Here is a 16,953-nt window from a genome sequence, read left to right on the forward strand (position 1 = left end):
TCCTTAATTACACAACGCTTTTGATTTTGACAGCACTTTCACAAGGTGAACCGTTGTTCCGCTCGATGGAGCAGATTCGATTTTCATTTCATCCATAAAATTCTCCATAATCGTAAACCCCATACCAGAACGTTCTAACTCTGGCTTTGTTGTAAATAAAGGCTCACGTGCTTGTTCAATATTCCCAATTCCTACTCCGTGATCTTGAATCGTAATCATCACAACCCCGTCTTCTAATATAACGTGTACGTACACTCGCCCTGTTTCCTCGTTGTTATAGCCGTGAATAATCGCATTTGTTACCGCTTCTGATACGACTGTTTTAATTTCGGTCAATTCATCTAACGTTGGATCGAGTTGGGAAATAAAAGCTGCGACAGTCACGCGAGCAAATGATTCGTTTTCGCTTTTTGCTAAAAACTCAAGCTTCATTTCATTTCTCATCTACACCCACACCCCTACTCTTTTTAATGCTTCTTCTTCATTTTTTTCCACCGGGATAATTTTATAGATCCCGCTCATTTCAAACAATTTATCAATTTCTTGTGATACGTGACAAACAATTAATTTACCACCAATTGCATCTACTTGTTTGTAACGTCCGAGAAGCACCCCTAATCCCGAACTATCCATGAACTGAAGACCTTTTAAGTTAAATACAAGGTGCGTAATTTGTTCTCGACTCATCATTTGTTCCATTCTTTCCCGTAACATTTTTGCAGTATGATGATCTAACTCACCAATTAAACGGACGACTAACGTTTCTTCTATTTTTTCGAGGTCGATATGTAGACCCATTCACCATTCCTCCTTTAATCACACTATTTCTTGAAGTTCGTGAATGGGGAGAAGAACTCCTTCTCTATGACAAAATTAGAAGAAAGGTGATCACTTTTGACAATTGTTAACGATGGGTTAAAGAACGTAATGACCGAGTAAAAAAGGTGAACACACTTGCTTCTTCTATCGTTTCTTTTGCGATTAAATCTGTCTCAACCATTACTTTTCCTTCTTGTTTTAACGTTAACTTCCCTACTTTTTGTCCTTTCTTGATTGGAAGTGTAAGTTCATCTAGATGAATCGACTCTTCCCATTTTTCCGTTTGTCCTTTTTTTGTTAAAATGGACACGTCTTCGTTTGTTACTATCGAAATCGTTTGTTGTTTTGCCTTTTCAATCGGAACATTTCTCACAACCGATCCTTTTGTATATTGTTTCTTCGTTTCAAAAGAAGAAAAGGCATATGCAAATAAGTCCATTGTCATTTTATTTCGCTCTTTTGGACTTTCGGCTCCCATTACGACGCTAATGACTCTCATATCTCCTTTTTTAGCAGTTGCCGTTAAACAATATTTTGCTTCACTCGTATATCCTGTTTTTAACCCATCTACCTCATCAAAAAAACGGACAAGACGATTCGTATTTACTAACCAAAATTCCCTATCTGTTCCTTTGCGTAAATAATCTTCGTATTGCTTCGTATAATCGATAATTTTTTCATGTTTTAATAATTCTTTCGCCATTTTTGCCATATCATATGCACTGCTGTAATGATTTTTTGCTGGTAATCCCGTAGCATTTTCAAAGTGCGTATTTTTTAATCCTAATTGTTTCGCCTTTTTATTCATTTGTTTAACGAATGCTTCTTCGCTTCCGTATAAATGTTCTGCTAGCGCTACGGATGCATCATTTCCTGATGCAATGGCCACTCCTTTTAATAAATCGTTTACCGTCATTACTTCTCCCGCTTCTAAAAAGATTTGTGAGCCCCCCATAGAGGCTGCTCGTTCACTAGCTACCACTTCTTCTTTTAAGGTTATTTTTTTCTCATCTAATGCTTCCATAATAAGAATCATCGTCATAATTTTCGTCATACTTGCTGGTGGTAATTGCTCATGACTATTTTTTTCGGTTAACACAACACCCGTATCTCGCTCTATTAAGATTACGGAGGGTGCTGGGATTTCCATTTCTTTTGCATCACTAATTGTTCCACTACATAAAAAAATAAGCAGACTAATTGCCACTATTTTTTTCCTCATATGTATTCGCCTCCTTTTCACTACACATTTTTTCCAACCTATTTTCTTTTATACATCTATTTCCGATTTTGCCTACATAAAAAGCCACTCGGTTTCTAACCGAGTGGCTTGCCTATTGGATAACTTGTAGTAAAACAGTTGGTTTTTCTACTATACTGGTTGAATATGAAAAAGCATCTTTCACTAATTGGACGCTTTCTTTATATGATTCATTGTTTACATAAATTGTAGCAATAACGGTATATGGATGGACTTCATCTCCTATTTTTTTGTGGATAATAATTCCTACTTGATGATCGATTGTCGATTCTTTTGTTGCTCTTCCGGCCCCAAGTTTCATTGCGGCTATCCCAATGGCATGTGCATCTATTTGTTCAATGTATCCTGTAAATGATGCTTGGATATCAACTTGAAATTTCGTATCTCCCCATTTTTCAGGATGGTCAATATATGTTTTATCCCCGCCTTGATTGAGGACAAAGGTACGAAACTTTTCTAATGCTTTTCCTGACACAATAGCTGTTTGTAATTGTGCGCGTGCTTCTTCTATCGTGGCGGCTTTTTTACTTAAAAGTAACATGTAACTTCCTAATGTTAGACATAATTCCAGCACATCCGCTGGACCTTCCCCGTTTAAAGTAGCAATCGCTTCTTTTACTTCGAGTATGTTTCCCACTGCATGACCGAGCGGTTCTGCCATGTTAGAAATAACCGCAATCGTTTGCCTTCCTACTCTTCCCCCTATATTCACCATTAACTCTGCTAATGCTGCTGCTTCTTGTTGCGTTTTCATAAATGCCCCATTCCCACATTTTACATCTAACACAATCGCATCTGCACCTGCAGCAATTTTTTTACTCATGATGGAGCTTGCAATTAGAGGAATGGAATCGACTGTTGCCGTTACATCCCTCAACGCGTACATTTTTTTATCTGCAGGCGTCAATTGAGCACTTTGTCCAATGATAGAGATACCATGTGTATTTACTAGGTCAAAAAAAGTCTCTTTTGGAATCGCTACTTGAAATCCTGGAAATGATTCTAATTTATCAATTGTACCACCAGTATGGCCGAGACCTCTGCCGCTCATTTTTGCTACTTTTCCGCCACAAGAGGCCACTAACGGACCTAGCACTAAACTTACTTTATCTCCCACTCCGCCTGTACTATGTTTATCGACTTTAATTCCATCAATGGGTGATAAATCCATCTGATCGCCACTTTGAGCCATCGCCATTGTTAAATAAGCACTTTCTTCTACCGTCATTCCTTTAAAATAAACTGCCATTAAAAAAGCAGACATTTGATAATCTGGAACCACACCTGCAGTATAAGCTTGTATCATTTGTTCTATCTCTTGTTTTGTTAACGAAAAACCATTTCGTTTTTTTTCAATCCACTCTATCATTCTCATCTAAATACCCTCTTTACTCATTCGGAATTTGAGCGATGATATCTGTGACAAGTGCAATAAACGTTGGTTTCGTTTTGTTTGCTACTTCTACCACTTGCTCGTGCGTTAACGGCTCTAATTCTTCTCCAATGGCCATGTCCGTAATACAAGAAATACCTAAAACGCGCATATTCATATGACCTGCAACAATCACTTCTGGAACAGTAGACATGCCGACCGCATCTGCCCCAAGATTTCGAAGCATGACAAGTTCAGCACCTGTCATATAACTTGGTCCTGTAATTCCGGCGTACACACCTTCTTGAAGAGTGATTCCTTGTTTGATCGCCACTTGTTTTGCTACTTCCCGTAATGAAATAGCATACGCTTTGCTCATATCTGGAAACCTTGGGCCAAAAGCTTCTATGTTTGGTCCAATTAGCGGATTGGTACCCGTCATATTTAAATGGTCCATAATCAACATTAAGTCACCAGGACGAAAAGATGCATTCATTCCCCCGCAAGCATTCGTAACGATTAAGGTTTCAATTCCTAATGCTTTCATCACGCGTACCGGAAACGTTACTTCTTGCATCGAATACCCTTCATAATAATGAAAACGACCTTGCATCATTAATACTTGTTTCCCTTGAAATTGTCCAATTACTAATTGTCCTGCATGTCCTTCCACTGTCGAAATTGGAAAATGGGGAATCTCTTCATAAGGAATAATGGTAGCTTCCTTTACTTCATCTGCCATCTCCCCTAATCCAGAACCTAAAATAACCCCAATGCTTATCGGTTGCCCAATTTTTCTTTGGATAAAATGTGTTGCTTCTTGTACTTTTTGAAATACACGTTCCACTTTATTCACCCTTTCTAACCATTTCTACTACCACTTCTTTCGCTAATGTTTGAAATGTCTCTTTCACTCGCTCTGTCGTTTCGATGACTTCTTTGTGTGACAATGTATGCGTGGAAACACCAGCTGCTAAATTCGTAATACACGATATTCCTAAAACAGGTAATTTCGTATGACCAGCAACGATTACTTCTGGAACGGTAGACATCCCAACTGCATCTGCTCCTAATGTTCGAAACATCCTAATTTCTGCAGGTGTTTCATAACTTGGTCCCGTTACTGCTATGTATACCCCTTCTTTGATTGAAATACCTAACCGTTTTGCTACTTCCTTCGCCATGGTACGATAACTTTCTTTATATACTCGGCTCATATCTGGAAACCGAGCTCCTAATTGTTCGTCGTTGCCCCCAATCAATGGATTCGACCCCATCGCTTGAATATGATCGTTAATAATCATTAGATCACCAGGTACAAATGATTCATTTATCCCTCCAGCTGCATTTGTTACAAGCAAACTCTCAATCCCTAATGCTTTCATTACACGCACTGGAAATGTAATTTCTTGCATCGAGTATCCTTCATAATAATGAAAGCGACCTTGCATCATAATAACTGGAATGTCATGTAAATACCCAATTATCATATTCCCTCCATGTCCTTCTACCGTTGAAACGGGAAAATGCGGAATTTGTTCATATGGAATTACTTTACATGATGTTACTTCCTCTACTAATCCACCTAATCCAGAGCCTAAAATGATACCTATTTTCGGCTGTATCTTCCCTTTTTCTTGTAAAAATTGGGTCGCTTCTTTTATTTTTTTCTTCATTCGATACCCCTTCCTTATGCTAGATGATTGCTCGTAAAAAACTCATTCCATTTTTCGGCATCCTCACGTTGAAATTTTCAGCTATCGTTGCTCCTACATCACTGAATGTAGCACGAATACCTAGATTTTCCCCTCGCTTCATTGTGCGATGATAACAAATTAATGGTACATATTCCCTTGTATGATCTGTGCCACGATATGTCGGATCGTTTCCATGATCGGCTGTAATAATGAGCAAATCATCATCTTTTAATAAGGAGCATGTTTTTTTTAATCGCTCGTCAAATACTTCTAATGCTTGTGCATACCCAATAGGATCACGGCGGTGGCCATATTGTGCATCAAAATCTACAAGATTTAAAAAAGATAATCCAGAAAAATCTTGTTGTAACACTTCCTCTAATCGATCCATCCCATCTTCATTTGAAGTGGTTCGAATTGCTTTTGTCACACCCTCGCCATCATAAATATCGTTAATTTTTCCAATTGCGATACAATCATATCCATTATCTTTTAATTCATTCATGACGGTTCGTCCAAACGGTTTTAATGCATAATCATGTCGGTTAGGGGTACGAGTGTATGCTCCTTTTTCTCCAATAAACGGACGAGCAATAACTCGTCCCACACGATATTGTTCATCTAACGTTAATTCTCGAGCAATTTGACAGATATCATATAACTCCTCTAACGGAATTGTTTCTTCGTGTGCAGCAATTTGCAATACAGAATCTGCAGATGTATAAACAATAATAGCACCTGTTTGCTGATGAATCTCTCCTAGTTCTTCAATAATAGCTGTCCCACTTGCAACTTTGTTTCCGATTATTTTTCTACCTGTCCGTTCCGTCAATGCATCGATTAATTCATTTGGAAATCCATTTGGGAATGTTTGAAAAGGAACATCTATCCGAAGGCCCATTAATTCCCAGTGTCCCGTCATCGTATCTTTTCCACTCGATATTTCTTGCATTTTCCCATAATGGCCATGGGGCAACATCGTCTGTTTTATTCCCTTGATTTCTTCTATATTTCCTAAACCTAGTTGCTCCATATTCGGCATATGTAATCCATTGACTTGTTCTGCTATATGACCAAGCGTATGTGCACCTTCGTCATGAAAAAGTGCTGCATCTGGCGCTTCCCCAATCCCAACAGAATCTAATACAATTAAATGAATACGTGTAAATCGTTGCTTCACCATAAACACTGTCCTTTCTTCTATCCATTTACGCACGTGGATGGAATTGTTTATATACATCTTTTAAATGAGTTTTTGTTACATGGGTATACATTTGTGTAGTAGAAATATCTACATGTCCAAGCATTTCTTGTACAGCCCGTAAGTCAGCCCCATTTTCTAATAAGTGTGTTGCAAAGGAATGTCTTAAGGTATGAGGGGTAAGTGTTTTTTGGATATTTGCTTTTTGAGCCATTTGTTTTAACAATTTCCAAAAACCTTGTCTCGTTAACCTTCTCCCGTGGTGATTTAAAAATAATGCTGTGGTTTGTTCTTTTTTTAATAATGCTGGGCGACCTGTCTGTAAATAATGTGAAACAGCTCGAATCGCTACCTTTCCTAATGGAACAATTCGCTCCTTATTTCCTTTTCCAAGACAGCGTAAAAAACCCATTTGCAAATGAATATCGTCTACATTCAACTGCACTAATTCTGATACACGAATACCAGTCGCATAAAGTACTTCTAACATCGCTTGGTCTCGTATCCCAAAGATGGTGGTCGTATTTGGAACCGACAATAATGCTTGCACTTCTTCTTCCGATAACACTTGTGGTAATTTTCGCTCTAACTTTGGAGTTTCTAAATAAGCTGTTGGGTCACTTGTCACTTTTTCTTCCCGTACTAAAAAGTGATGAAACGTCCGAATAGAAGCTAGCTGCCGGGCAATAGTCGTCGATTTCCGTCCTTTTTCTTGTAAAAACTTTAAGTACGATACGACGTGAACCCGCTGTACAAGGTCAAAAGAGGAAAGCTGTTCGATTTGTTGTAAATAGTGCACATACTGATATAAATCTCGCTTATATGCTTGTATCGTATTTTGTGCTAGTCCGCGTTCAATCATTAAATATTGCAAAAAAACGTTTATTGTTTCTTTCATATATTGTTCATCCTATTCTCCTAAGTAATAAAAAAGTTCGACTCGATCAATCCACGAATGTTCCCCTTCCTCTTGAACAGGCAAAGAGTCTTTCGTCGGTTCACTTGGCGTATTTGTTTTTTCTTTTAAAAAAAGAATACCATAATAAAACAGGAGCGTACATATAACGAAAAACAGCACGATTTTCATCAGACCAAACATTGTCTTCATTCTTCCGCCTCACTTTTTTTCTTTGCTGTAACCAGTATATGTAGCAAAACATAAAAAAACCTTTTCTTTTTGGAAAAGGTTTTCGTTTATTTTTTATTTTTTTGTTGACATTGTCTGCATATTCCATGAAAAGTTAATCTGTGGTCTTTTACTAAAAATTGAAATTCTTTTTCGACTACTTTTTCTACATCATCAAGTAAGTCTTCTTCAATTTCTTCTACAGCTCCACATTCTAAACAAACAAGGTGATGATGGAAATGATCGGCCCCTTCTTTTCGTAAATCATAGCGGGAAACACCGTCACCAAAATTAATTTTATCAACCACTTTTAGTTCGGTTAATAATTCTAACGTCCGATAAACGGTAGCTAAACCGATTTCTGGTGCTTTTTCTTTTACGAGGAGGTAAACATCTTCCGCGCTTAAATGGTCTGTTTCATTTTCTAATAATACACGCACGGTTGCTTCACGTTGTGGTGTTAATTTATAGCTTTGTGCATGCAATTGTTTTTTTATTCGCTCAATTCGATTTTCCATTGTCATTTTTACATTACCCTCCCTCGCCATTCACATTATCATTATAAGCACAGTTTACGAAAGTGTCAAATTATAATAATTATTATTGAAAAAAACGAGGGAATTCCATATTCACCTACACCCATCAACCTTTTGAAAGCGATAAAAAATTCTCAATTACGTGTTTCATTATTTATAGTTGATAATCATTTTCATCAAAAGTGGTGAAAGGTATGCTTCCAAAAAGCTTGCCACTACAATGAAGAAGAAAGAAAGTAGTAAATATAAACTGTATCGAAAAAATAATGGACCAAACAAAAAGCGACTTTTCCCTAATTGTTGTTTAATTAACGTTAAAGAAAACGAAAGAGCCATCGTAGTAATTAAAATAATGGTTGGAATCAACAAAATATTTTGCGGAATGATCGAAGCAAAAGAAAGAAAGAAACCGTATAAACCCATTTGATTGACGAGAAATCCTACCGTAAAACCAATCATTACCCCTTTTAAAAACAACAAAATGAGTAAAATTGGCAATCCGATAACCGATAATCCCAACAACCAAATTAAACCAATATATTTACTATAATGAATAATTCCTTGGATCCAAATATCTTGCGCACTAACAAGTTGTCCATCGGAAACTTGTCCAAAAAAGCGGGTTAAATAACCATAGAGATCTTTTTTCTGTTCAAATGTTAAACTATTTACAATAATCGCTCCAAACATAACGCCCATCACAAACAAAATAATGGTGAATACGTATAAAGATGAATACGTTTTAATGTGAAGCTGTACCCAATTGGAAAACCGCCCGTTCATATTGCTCCTCCCTACTACTCATTTAGTTCATCTATATGTAGGGAAAGAAAAAATATAACAAAGGCGGTTTCGATTATTTATTTATATGTAACTCCATATATTGTACAGCATACATCGTTTTTGCATCACAAATGTCTCCGGACTGAATGAGTGCTTTCGCTTCTTCTAACGTAATCGTTAGCACATCCATAAACTCATCGTCATCTCTATTTACGACACCGATGTCAAGATTTTTTGCTACATACATGTGAACAAGTTCATCTGCAAAGCCAGGAGACGTGTAAAAAGTCGTCATATACGTCATCTCTTTCGCTATGTATCCTGTTTCTTCTTCTAATTCGCGATGTGCGGACGCTTCTGGTTGCTCCCCTGGTTCTAACTTACCTGCAGGAATCTCAATAATTGTTTTTTCTAATGCTTTGCGAAATTGACGAACAACCACTATTTTTCCCTCTTCCGTAACTGGAATAATCGCAACTGCTCCAGGATGATGCACTAATTCTCGTACTGTTTCTTCTCCATTTGGTAATTGGACGTTTTCTGTTCGTAATGAAATAACATTTCCTTTAAAAATTGATGTCATTGATATTGTTTTTTCATATAAATGGTCCACAAAGCATCCTCCTTCTGTTCCATATCATTCCTTTTCAGTCTAACAAATCGGAATATACTTGAAAAATAATATGGTTTTAACGAATTTCCGTTTTGAAAATCGCATTCATTTTTTGTAAAAAAGTGTCATGATGATTCGTAAATGTTGCTGTTGCACGTTTATACGCAACCGTTTGAAATCCCCTTGCGTACGCTCCATATGCGGTTAAGAAATCACAAATATCTGTACAAACCCCTGCAATATGTACTTTCGTCACGTGACGACGCTTTAATTCTTCTTCTAAAGAAGTGTTAAAAAATGCATCGTATTCCGCTTTTGGGATATACAATACTTGGTCTAACGGTTTATGTTGTTCATACCAATCGTACAAATCTCCATATAGTTGTTGCCCTTTTGTTCCTTTTATGTTGTGCGGTGGCCATAATGTAAAATGCTCATCATTTTCTTCATGCGCATCCATGCAAATTGCTACGACTTGACCATTTTCAATAAATTCATTCGCTAATCGAATAATTTCTGGAACAATTTGTTGTGCTGCTTTTCCAACAGTTAAAGAACCATCATCTGCAACAAAATCGTTACTCATATCCACAATTAACAAAGCTTCTTTCATCATACATGCCTCCTTTTTTCAAACGTAACACAAAGAATCTTTGCAAGCAACGAAAGACATCCTTTTAAACAGAAGATAATGGTTCTTTTTGCATGAAATAGATACATTACGATACAATAAACAAAGATATATATAAAGGGGGAATCAGGATGAAGAAAAACCAGTTAGGAAACTCCGATTTAATTGTAAGTGAAATTGGTTTTGGGTGCATGTCTCTTCCATCTAATGAACAAAAAGCTATTTCCCTTATTCATCGAGCGATAGATGAAGGGATTACCTTTTTTGATACAGCAGACCTTTACAGTAAAGGTTGGAATGAGGAAATTGTTGGGAAAGCACTAAAAGGAAAACGGGAAAAAGTTATTTTAGCGACAAAGGTCGGTAACCATTTTACAAAAGGGAAAGATGACTGGTTTTGGGATCCTTCAAAGGCGTATATAAAACAAGCGGTGAAAAATAGCCTTCGTCGACTACAAACGGATTATATCGACCTTTATCAATTACACGGAGGAACGATTGATGATCCAATCGATGAAACAATTGAAGCTTTTGAAGAACTAAAACAAGAAGGAATCATTCGTGAATATGGCATTTCTTCTATTCGTCCAAATGTGATTCGTGAATATGCAAAACGATCCAAGATCGTTTCAGTTATGATGCAATATAGCTTACTTGATCGTCGCCTTGAAGAAGAAATGCTTTCCTTTTTGGATAATCATCATATTAGTGTGATTGCGCGTGGCCCAGTAGCAAAAGGATATTTATCCAATAAGGCGCACGAAAAAATACAAAAAGAGGGGCAATACCTATCCTATAATCAAGAACAATTAGCAGAGATTACAGACGCATTGCACCCATTTTGTCATGCTACACGTACATTATCGCAACTTGCCATTCGATACACCCTCCACCATCCAGCTGTCGCAACCGTCATTCCTGGTGCAAGTAATGAAATTCAGTTGATAGAAAATATACAAACAAAGCACGTCTCGCTAACAGACGAAGAAATCGTAAAACTTCAACAAATAACACCAATGAATAAATATCATGCACACCGGTAAAAGTCTATCTCCCTAGATAGATTTTACCGTTTTAAACGCATTCTAGCATTAATAATCTGTTCTTTATTACTTAGGCGGAATGTTAATGTTTCAGGATTGTATGCTAATTGCAATTCGTCCGTTAAATAAATCCGTAACATTTTAGATACATATACTTCTAGACCATCTGATTCCATGGCAATATCTTTAGAATCTGGAGATTGGTCACTTAATGTTAAATAAAAAATGCCATCGTTTGCACACCCGCAACCCTCTGTGTCATAACGTAAATATAAAAACTGTCCTTCCTTTTTTTCCGCATTTAATTTTTCCTTCGCTTCTTGACTCACATTAATTTTCATTTTATCAATCCTCTCTAATACCTATCTATCGATTCAAAATGGCGTCACATGACAAGATGTCATTCGGAAGAGGGAATAAACACATAAGCGAACTTTTTCTTCCTACATACACATATTACTATTTCCTATTTCGGTTTCTTTTTTACAATTCCTTTTTCTTATTCATCTAAATAACTTGAACAAAATATACACAAAACATATATTTAATTTTATACTAATAAAATAATGATGACATTTTAAAACAGAAAGGGTGAACCATTTTATGAATTCCACTACAAAGTTTAGTCTAAAAAATCCATTTGCTGTTTTTATTTTAGCATTTCTTTTAATTGTTGGCGGACTTTATTCTTTTCGCTCATTAAAAGTAGATTTACTTCCAGACATTGAATTCCCACAATTAACGATTCAAGTTATTTATCCAGGGGCATCCCCGCAAGATGTCGATGAACAAGTAACGAAAAAATTAGAAAATGAATTAAAATCGATTGAAGATTTAAAAACGATGTCGAGCTCTTCTTTAGAGAGCACAAGTATCATTACATTAACATTTCCCTTTAACACAGACTTAGAAAAAATTAAACAACAGGTAAATGATGAAATAGACAAACTTGATTTACCAGAGAACATTGAAACGCGTGTTGACCAGTTTTCGTTCGGTGCTGTTCCTATTTATAATATATCGCTATTTGCCAAAGATAACACCAACATCGAACAATTATTAGAAAAATCTATCTTACCAGAATTGAAAAAAATTAATGGTATTAGCAGTGTGTCCGTTGGTGGGGAAAACGAAAAGTTTGTTCAAATTACAGTTGATAAAAAAAAGGCCCAACAAGCTGGTCTTACATTAGAGCAAATAAAACAAGCCATTAACAGTAAATTTTTATCTTTTCCTGCAGGAGCTGTAACGGCTGAAAATATCCAAATTCCTGTCCGGGTAGAAGACAAAGTAAAAACAATCGACGAATTAAAAAAATTATCGATTACACCGATGAATAACGCTAGGCAAGGCGGATCAAACGCAATAGCTGTTCCTGTTACATTAGAAGATATTGCAGTGATCGAAGCAAACACTAGACAAAATGAATATACACGCTACAACAATCAAACGTCTTTATCTATTTCTGTTTCAAAAAAGCAAACAGCAAATACGGTAGAAGTAGCAGATCAAGTCATGAACGTATTGAATAAATACGAAAAAGACATGGATTATGTCATTGGATTTGACCAAGCGACAAATATTAAAAATTCTGTTACAACATTAATCAAAGAAGGATTATTCGGAGCGTTATTCGCATCGCTTTCTGTTTTATTATTTTTACGCAATGTACGTGCTACCCTTATTACGATTATTTCCATCCCATTATCCCTACTCATTACAGCCATTTTCTTAAAAGAGCTAAATATTACGTTAAATATTATGACCCTCGGGGGCATGGCTGTAGCTGTAGGGCGAGTGGTAGATGACAGTATTGTCGTGATTGAAAATATTTTTAGAAGAATACGGAAATCTAATGGAGAAGAGAATAAAGATGAACTTATCGTTAGTTCTACGCAAGAAATTTTAAAAGCGATTACTTCTTCTACTATTACAACCGTGGTTGTCTTTTTACCGCTTGGATTAGTCGGGGGCATTACATCGCAATTTTTCTTACCTTTTGCGTTAACCGTTGTTTTTGCCCTTTTAACGTCTTTAGTCGTAGCTATTACAATTGTACCGACGCTTTCTAAGTTTTCGTTCAAAAAAGTAAAGCCAGAAACAAAGGAAGGCAAAGTGACACAACTTTATGCCTCTTTTTTACAAGCTTCTCTACGTCATAAAGGAGTGACGATTGGTTTATCTATCGCCTTATTAATGGGTTCTTTATTTCTCGTCAAACCTTTAGGATTTGTCTTTTTACCAAATGAAAAACAAAAATCACTCATTGCTCAAATTGAGATGCCATCTTCTACACCATTAGATCAAACAAATGTGATTTCGCTAGAAGCTGAAAAAGTGTTGCTTAATAAGAAATCAATTGATGATGTCACAATTAGTATTGGTAGTCGTGATTTTGCAACAGGTTTGAAACGACAAAATCTCGCTAATTATTTTATTAATTTAAAAGATGGTTCTGATATCGATAAAGAAATTAAAGCCATTGAAAAGGATTTAAACGGTGTAGCTAGTCGTTACTCTAAAAAGGCGATTATTTCTGTGCAAGAAGCACCATCTGGTGGACCGCCATCAAGCAATAAATTAACGATTGATTTGTTTTCGAATGACATAGATGCACTAGAAGCAAAATCGAAAGAAATCGAAGCATTAATGAAAAAGGAAGAACGTTTAAAGTATGTAACGAATAATTTCCAAGAAAAACAGCAACAATGGCTTGTTTCGATTGATTCCGAAAAAGCAAGCAATTTAGCTATTTCTAACTTTATGATTCTCAGTTTAGTAAGTGATCAAACAAAGCCTGTTTCTGTTGGAAATCTTATCCTAGATGGAAAAGAACAAAATGTAGAACTTGCATATAATACACCACTTGCATCTAAAGAAGAACTTGAAAACATTCTCGTTTTTAGCAATCAAGGACCAATTCCGTTAAAAGAAGTAGCAACAGTAGAAAAAGTGAATGCGGTAACATCTATTCAAAAATTAGACAGAAAGGTGTATGCTCAAGTTTCTGCACAAATTGATGATAAAAATTTACGTCAAGTAACAACTGATGTAAAAGCAAAAGTAAACAAAGAAATTGACTTCCCTGATACGATGAAAGTACGTGTTGCTGGTGATACAGAAGACGCAGAAGAAACGTTCCAATCCCTTGGTCTAGCAATGATTGTAGCCATCGGTCTTGTGTATGTCACAATGCTTATTACATTTGGTCAAGCAAGAATTCCATTAATTATTTTATCGTCGCTCGTATTCGTACCAATTGGTTCGTTTGGCGGATTGTTTATTTCTGGTGAGCCATTGTCTGTAAGTGCGATGATTGGGATTTTAATGTTAATTGGAATTGTAACGACAAACGCTATCGTTCTAGTCGATCGAATTGGTCAAAATAGAATAAAAAAAGGCATGAACATTGAAGAAGCATTAATAGAAGCAGGTAAAACACGATTACGTCCCATCTTAATGACTGCTTTTGCTACAATTGCTGCTTTACTACCACTTGCATTCACTACTTCGAGTGGAACATTAATTTCAAAAGGCTTAGCAATTGTTGTCATCGGTGGATTAACAACTTCTACTTTATTAACACTTATTCTCGTTCCAGTCCTTTATGAACTATGTTTCTTCCGCCAAGTAAAAAAAGAAAAAAAAGCTACTAAATAAGAACTTTTAAAAAGGAAGTGCATGTTGTATATGATATAATAACGAAAAAGGAGGCGTTTCATCATGCAAGAATTAACGACATTAGAAGTATTCAACGAAGTAATCAATGGTGAAAAAACGACCATTGTCAAATTTTATACAACATGGTGCCCTGATTGCACTCGCATGAATATGTTTATTGAACCAATTATAAAAGAACATGCCGATAAAGATTGGTACCAACTTAATAAAGACAATATTGAAGACGTTGCGATGAAGTATGATGTAATGGGAATACCTAGTTTACTTGTATTTAAAAACGGTGAAAAAATCGGCCATTTACATAGTGCAAATGCTAAAACACCAGAAGAAGTACGTGAATTCTTATCTCAATTCTAATCAAAAGGCAACGAATGCTTATTAAGTAGTTAGAACATTAAAAATCCCTTGTTTTGCATTACAACAAGGGATTTTTTGTATACTTCTTTTTGTTTAGATTTTATGCTACATATATTTATCAAATAAGACGGTTCCTCATTTACTTATACTGTAAAAATTTCTTTACAATCTTTCTGAATACAATTTACTACTTCGTCTACTGTTTTATATTTGTCACCAAGTCGGTAACGTGCAATCGTTAAAGCAGATTGAAAAGAATGACCACCTGTTTTTAATACTCGAACCATTTCTTCACAACACTCTTTTTCCATTTCTGTCACATCTTCGCCTTTTTGCACTACTTCGTTAGACATACATTTTTCGTATAACACTTCAAAACCGTCTTTCAACTTATCAATTTCCAATGGTTTTACTTCTACAACACTACTTTGGATCATTTTTATTCACCTCATAGAATGATTAATGAACAGCTTCATCTTTAATATAGCATGGATTTGTAAATAAAGTGTGACAGATTTATTAACTTTTTGAAAAAAATATGCATTCTATTCATTAAATGTGTCATACTATTTTTACACTTTTATGCCTGATGTCCTCCAATTAACTTACTTCGTTCATGAATCGTACTTCCTTTCGTATAAGAAACAGCACGAAGCAACGAAGTGGTACCATACTTTTTTCGAATTTCATCCATTGCATACCCAAGTTTTCGTTCTTTTTCTTTATTAGGGTGAAACAAATTCAACTGCATTGTATCATCATTTGCCAAATGGGAGAGAGAGATGTGAATTTGTCGAACCGCTTGATTTGGATTATCATACTTCATAAAAATAGCTTTACACGTTTCGTAAATGTCCATTGTAATATTTGTTGGTTCCTCTAACGTTTTAGCATGTTGAAAAGAATAATAATTGCTATATCCAATGGTCAACATGACAGTTTGGGCAACTTGGTGATCTTCCCTAGCTCTTCTTGCAATTTCTTCTGCCATCTCTAATAACACACATAAAACTTCTTTGCGATGATGATAATCACGCAATAAAATTTGTCCCTTTTCATATCCTTTCCTTGCGACCTCAGACTGTTCTCCAATATTGGTTATATCAATCCCATGTGCATGATAATAAAGTTGCTCTCCAATCATTCCAAATTCTTTTTTTAACGTTGCAACCGGAGCGTGTGCCAACTGACCAACTGTCATAATTCCTAATCGATGCAAGCGCCTTTCTATTCTTTTTCCAATTCCCCACATTTTATGAAGTGGTTTTACCGGCCATAGTTTTTCTGGTACATCTTCATATTTCCAATGCGCAATCCCCACTTGCTTCGCTTCTAAATCTAAACTTAATTTAGCAAGCAACATATTGTCTCCAATACCAACAGAAGACGGCAAACCGTATGTACGTTTAATATCATCTTGTATCCGATAAGCCGCCTCTTTCGCTTCCCCCCATAGACGTTTCGTTCCGTCCATGATTAAAAAACTTTCATCAATACTATATGGATAAATACATTCTTTTGGAACGTATCGATAAAATAATTGAGATAGTTTTACCGACATCTGCAAATATTCCCTCATATCAGCATTTACAATAATAATATCTGGATGATTAGGAATCTCGAATAATCGATTTCCTGTTTTGATGGAAAATCGTTTTTTCATCATTGGACTAGAAGCTAACACGACACTGCCTTGTCGCGATTGATCCGATACAACCGCTAAACATACTTTTTCTGGATCATATCCATATTTCACTGCAGAACAACTAGCAAAAAAACCTTTCATATCAATACAAAATACAGTTTTTCTCGGTAATGTACGTATGTCCATCT

Annotated in this window: 19 protein-coding genes; 3 read left to right on the forward strand and 16 right to left on the reverse strand. The window is 36.0% G+C overall.

What is annotated here, in order from left to right:
* Positions 1-3: 3 nt before the first annotated feature.
* The 13 genes from spoIIAB to BN1372_RS08210 form a co-directional block, all read right to left on the reverse strand.
* On the reverse strand, positions 4-444 hold the full coding sequence (gene spoIIAB, locus BN1372_RS08150; protein ID WP_062198419.1) for an anti-sigma F factor: 441 nt from the start codon (positions 442-444) through the stop codon (positions 4-6).
* Complete coding sequence (gene spoIIAA / locus BN1372_RS08155) at positions 445-798, reverse strand: anti-sigma F factor antagonist (RefSeq protein ID WP_062198421.1); 354 nt, start codon at positions 796-798, stop codon at positions 445-447.
* 106 nt (positions 799-904) lie between these two features.
* Positions 905-2,041: a D-alanyl-D-alanine carboxypeptidase family protein gene (locus BN1372_RS08160; protein ID WP_062198423.1), complete on the reverse strand. Its 1,137-nt coding sequence runs from the start codon at positions 2,039-2,041 to the stop codon at positions 905-907.
* Between the two features lie 112 nt (positions 2,042-2,153).
* Positions 2,154-3,455: a pyrimidine-nucleoside phosphorylase gene (locus tag BN1372_RS08165; RefSeq protein WP_062198425.1), complete on the reverse strand. Its 1,302-nt coding sequence runs from the start codon at positions 3,453-3,455 to the stop codon at positions 2,154-2,156.
* 13 nt (positions 3,456-3,468) lie between these two features.
* Positions 3,469-4,299 carry a purine-nucleoside phosphorylase gene (locus BN1372_RS08170; RefSeq protein ID WP_062198427.1) on the reverse strand — a complete coding sequence of 277 codons (831 nt, stop codon included), beginning with the start codon at positions 4,297-4,299 and terminating at the stop codon, positions 3,469-3,471.
* A gap of 1 nt (position 4,300) precedes the next feature.
* Complete coding sequence (locus tag BN1372_RS08175; RefSeq protein WP_062198428.1) at positions 4,301-5,128, reverse strand: purine-nucleoside phosphorylase; 828 nt, start codon at positions 5,126-5,128, stop codon at positions 4,301-4,303.
* A gap of 19 nt (positions 5,129-5,147) precedes the next feature.
* Positions 5,148-6,332: a phosphopentomutase gene (gene deoB / locus BN1372_RS08180; RefSeq protein ID WP_187118402.1), complete on the reverse strand. Its 1,185-nt coding sequence runs from the start codon at positions 6,330-6,332 to the stop codon at positions 5,148-5,150.
* Between the two features lie 25 nt (positions 6,333-6,357).
* On the reverse strand, positions 6,358-7,248 hold the full coding sequence (gene xerD, locus BN1372_RS08185) for a site-specific tyrosine recombinase XerD (protein ID WP_062198430.1): 891 nt from the start codon (positions 7,246-7,248) through the stop codon (positions 6,358-6,360).
* A gap of 12 nt (positions 7,249-7,260) precedes the next feature.
* Entirely contained in the window at positions 7,261-7,458 is a 198-nt protein-coding gene (locus tag BN1372_RS08190; protein WP_062198432.1) for a DUF4227 family protein, read from the reverse strand.
* An 86-nt stretch (positions 7,459-7,544) separates the two neighbouring features.
* Positions 7,545-7,994 (reverse strand): ferric iron uptake transcriptional regulator, encoded by a 450-nt coding sequence (fur, locus tag BN1372_RS08195; protein ID WP_062201199.1) that lies wholly within the window; start codon positions 7,992-7,994, stop codon positions 7,545-7,547.
* A 168-nt stretch (positions 7,995-8,162) separates the two neighbouring features.
* Complete coding sequence (gene spoIIM, locus BN1372_RS08200) at positions 8,163-8,795, reverse strand: stage II sporulation protein M (RefSeq protein WP_062198434.1); 633 nt, start codon at positions 8,793-8,795, stop codon at positions 8,163-8,165.
* Between the two features lie 73 nt (positions 8,796-8,868).
* On the reverse strand, positions 8,869-9,408 hold the full coding sequence (locus tag BN1372_RS08205; RefSeq protein WP_062198436.1) for an NUDIX domain-containing protein: 540 nt from the start codon (positions 9,406-9,408) through the stop codon (positions 8,869-8,871).
* A 76-nt stretch (positions 9,409-9,484) separates the two neighbouring features.
* Positions 9,485-10,024, reverse strand: coding sequence for a cysteine hydrolase family protein (locus tag BN1372_RS08210; protein ID WP_187118403.1), 540 nt, complete (start codon positions 10,022-10,024; stop codon positions 9,485-9,487).
* A 146-nt stretch (positions 10,025-10,170) separates the two neighbouring features.
* Between BN1372_RS08210 and BN1372_RS08215 the strand changes: the two genes are divergently transcribed.
* The gene (locus BN1372_RS08215; RefSeq protein WP_062198441.1) at positions 10,171-11,082 is read left to right on the forward strand and encodes an aldo/keto reductase; all 912 of its coding nucleotides are present in this window, start codon (positions 10,171-10,173) and stop codon (positions 11,080-11,082) included.
* Between the two features lie 23 nt (positions 11,083-11,105).
* Here BN1372_RS08215 and BN1372_RS08220 read toward each other — a convergent pair whose 3' ends face one another.
* Positions 11,106-11,423 (reverse strand): iron-sulfur cluster biosynthesis family protein, encoded by a 318-nt coding sequence (locus BN1372_RS08220; RefSeq protein ID WP_062198443.1) that lies wholly within the window; start codon positions 11,421-11,423, stop codon positions 11,106-11,108.
* A gap of 262 nt (positions 11,424-11,685) precedes the next feature.
* Between BN1372_RS08220 and BN1372_RS08225 the strand changes: the two genes are divergently transcribed.
* Positions 11,686-14,742, forward strand: coding sequence for an efflux RND transporter permease subunit (locus BN1372_RS08225; RefSeq protein ID WP_062198445.1), 3,057 nt, complete (start codon positions 11,686-11,688; stop codon positions 14,740-14,742).
* Between the two features lie 63 nt (positions 14,743-14,805).
* Positions 14,806-15,120 carry a thioredoxin family protein gene (locus tag BN1372_RS08230; RefSeq protein WP_062198447.1) on the forward strand — a complete coding sequence of 105 codons (315 nt, stop codon included), beginning with the start codon at positions 14,806-14,808 and terminating at the stop codon, positions 15,118-15,120.
* A gap of 143 nt (positions 15,121-15,263) precedes the next feature.
* Here the strand turns inward: BN1372_RS08230 and BN1372_RS08235 are convergent, their stop codons facing one another.
* Both BN1372_RS08235 and BN1372_RS08240 read right to left on the reverse strand, forming a co-directional pair.
* A complete protein-coding gene (locus BN1372_RS08235; RefSeq protein WP_062198449.1) occupies positions 15,264-15,557 on the reverse strand; it encodes a hypothetical protein in 294 nt (97 codons plus the stop codon).
* A 143-nt stretch (positions 15,558-15,700) separates the two neighbouring features.
* Positions 15,701-16,951 (reverse strand): Y-family DNA polymerase, encoded by a 1,251-nt coding sequence (locus BN1372_RS08240; RefSeq protein WP_062198451.1) that lies wholly within the window; start codon positions 16,949-16,951, stop codon positions 15,701-15,703.
* Positions 16,952-16,953 lie beyond the last annotated feature (2 nt).

This window comes from Massilibacterium senegalense (assembly GCF_001375675.1).
GTDB classification, from domain to species: domain Bacteria; phylum Bacillota; class Bacilli; order Bacillales; family Massilibacteriaceae; genus Massilibacterium; species Massilibacterium senegalense.

Excerpts from the sequence above, each read along its gene's own strand:
- spoIIAB (WP_062198419.1), bottom strand. The coding sequence starts at position 444 with ATGAGAAATGAAATGAAGCTTGAGTTTTTAGCAAAAAGCGAAAACGAA.
- spoIIAA (WP_062198421.1), bottom strand. The coding sequence starts at position 798 with ATGGGTCTACATATCGACCTCGAAAAAATAGAAGAAACGTTAGTCGTC.
- BN1372_RS08160 (WP_062198423.1), bottom strand. The coding sequence starts at position 2,041 with ATGAGGAAAAAAATAGTGGCAATTAGTCTGCTTATTTTTTTATGTAGT.
- BN1372_RS08165 (WP_062198425.1), bottom strand. The coding sequence starts at position 3,455 with ATGAGAATGATAGAGTGGATTGAAAAAAAACGAAATGGTTTTTCGTTA.
- BN1372_RS08175 (WP_062198428.1), bottom strand. The coding sequence starts at position 5,128 with ATGAAGAAAAAAATAAAAGAAGCGACCCAATTTTTACAAGAAAAAGGG.
- deoB (WP_187118402.1), bottom strand. The coding sequence starts at position 6,332 with ATGGTGAAGCAACGATTTACACGTATTCATTTAATTGTATTAGATTCT.
- xerD (WP_062198430.1), bottom strand. The coding sequence starts at position 7,248 with ATGAAAGAAACAATAAACGTTTTTTTGCAATATTTAATGATTGAACGC.
- BN1372_RS08190 (WP_062198432.1), bottom strand. The coding sequence starts at position 7,458 with ATGAAGACAATGTTTGGTCTGATGAAAATCGTGCTGTTTTTCGTTATA.
- fur (WP_062201199.1), bottom strand. The coding sequence starts at position 7,994 with ATGGAAAATCGAATTGAGCGAATAAAAAAACAATTGCATGCACAAAGC.
- spoIIM (WP_062198434.1), bottom strand. The coding sequence starts at position 8,795 with ATGAACGGGCGGTTTTCCAATTGGGTACAGCTTCACATTAAAACGTAT.
- BN1372_RS08210 (WP_187118403.1), bottom strand. The coding sequence starts at position 10,024 with ATGATGAAAGAAGCTTTGTTAATTGTGGATATGAGTAACGATTTTGTT.
- BN1372_RS08215 (WP_062198441.1), top strand. The coding sequence starts at position 10,171 with ATGAAGAAAAACCAGTTAGGAAACTCCGATTTAATTGTAAGTGAAATT.
- BN1372_RS08220 (WP_062198443.1), bottom strand. The coding sequence starts at position 11,423 with ATGAAAATTAATGTGAGTCAAGAAGCGAAGGAAAAATTAAATGCGGAA.
- BN1372_RS08225 (WP_062198445.1), top strand. The coding sequence starts at position 11,686 with ATGAATTCCACTACAAAGTTTAGTCTAAAAAATCCATTTGCTGTTTTT.
- BN1372_RS08230 (WP_062198447.1), top strand. The coding sequence starts at position 14,806 with ATGCAAGAATTAACGACATTAGAAGTATTCAACGAAGTAATCAATGGT.
- BN1372_RS08235 (WP_062198449.1), bottom strand. The coding sequence starts at position 15,557 with ATGATCCAAAGTAGTGTTGTAGAAGTAAAACCATTGGAAATTGATAAG.
- BN1372_RS08240 (WP_062198451.1), bottom strand. The coding sequence starts at position 16,951 with ATGGACATACGTACATTACCGAGAAAAACTGTATTTTGTATTGATATG.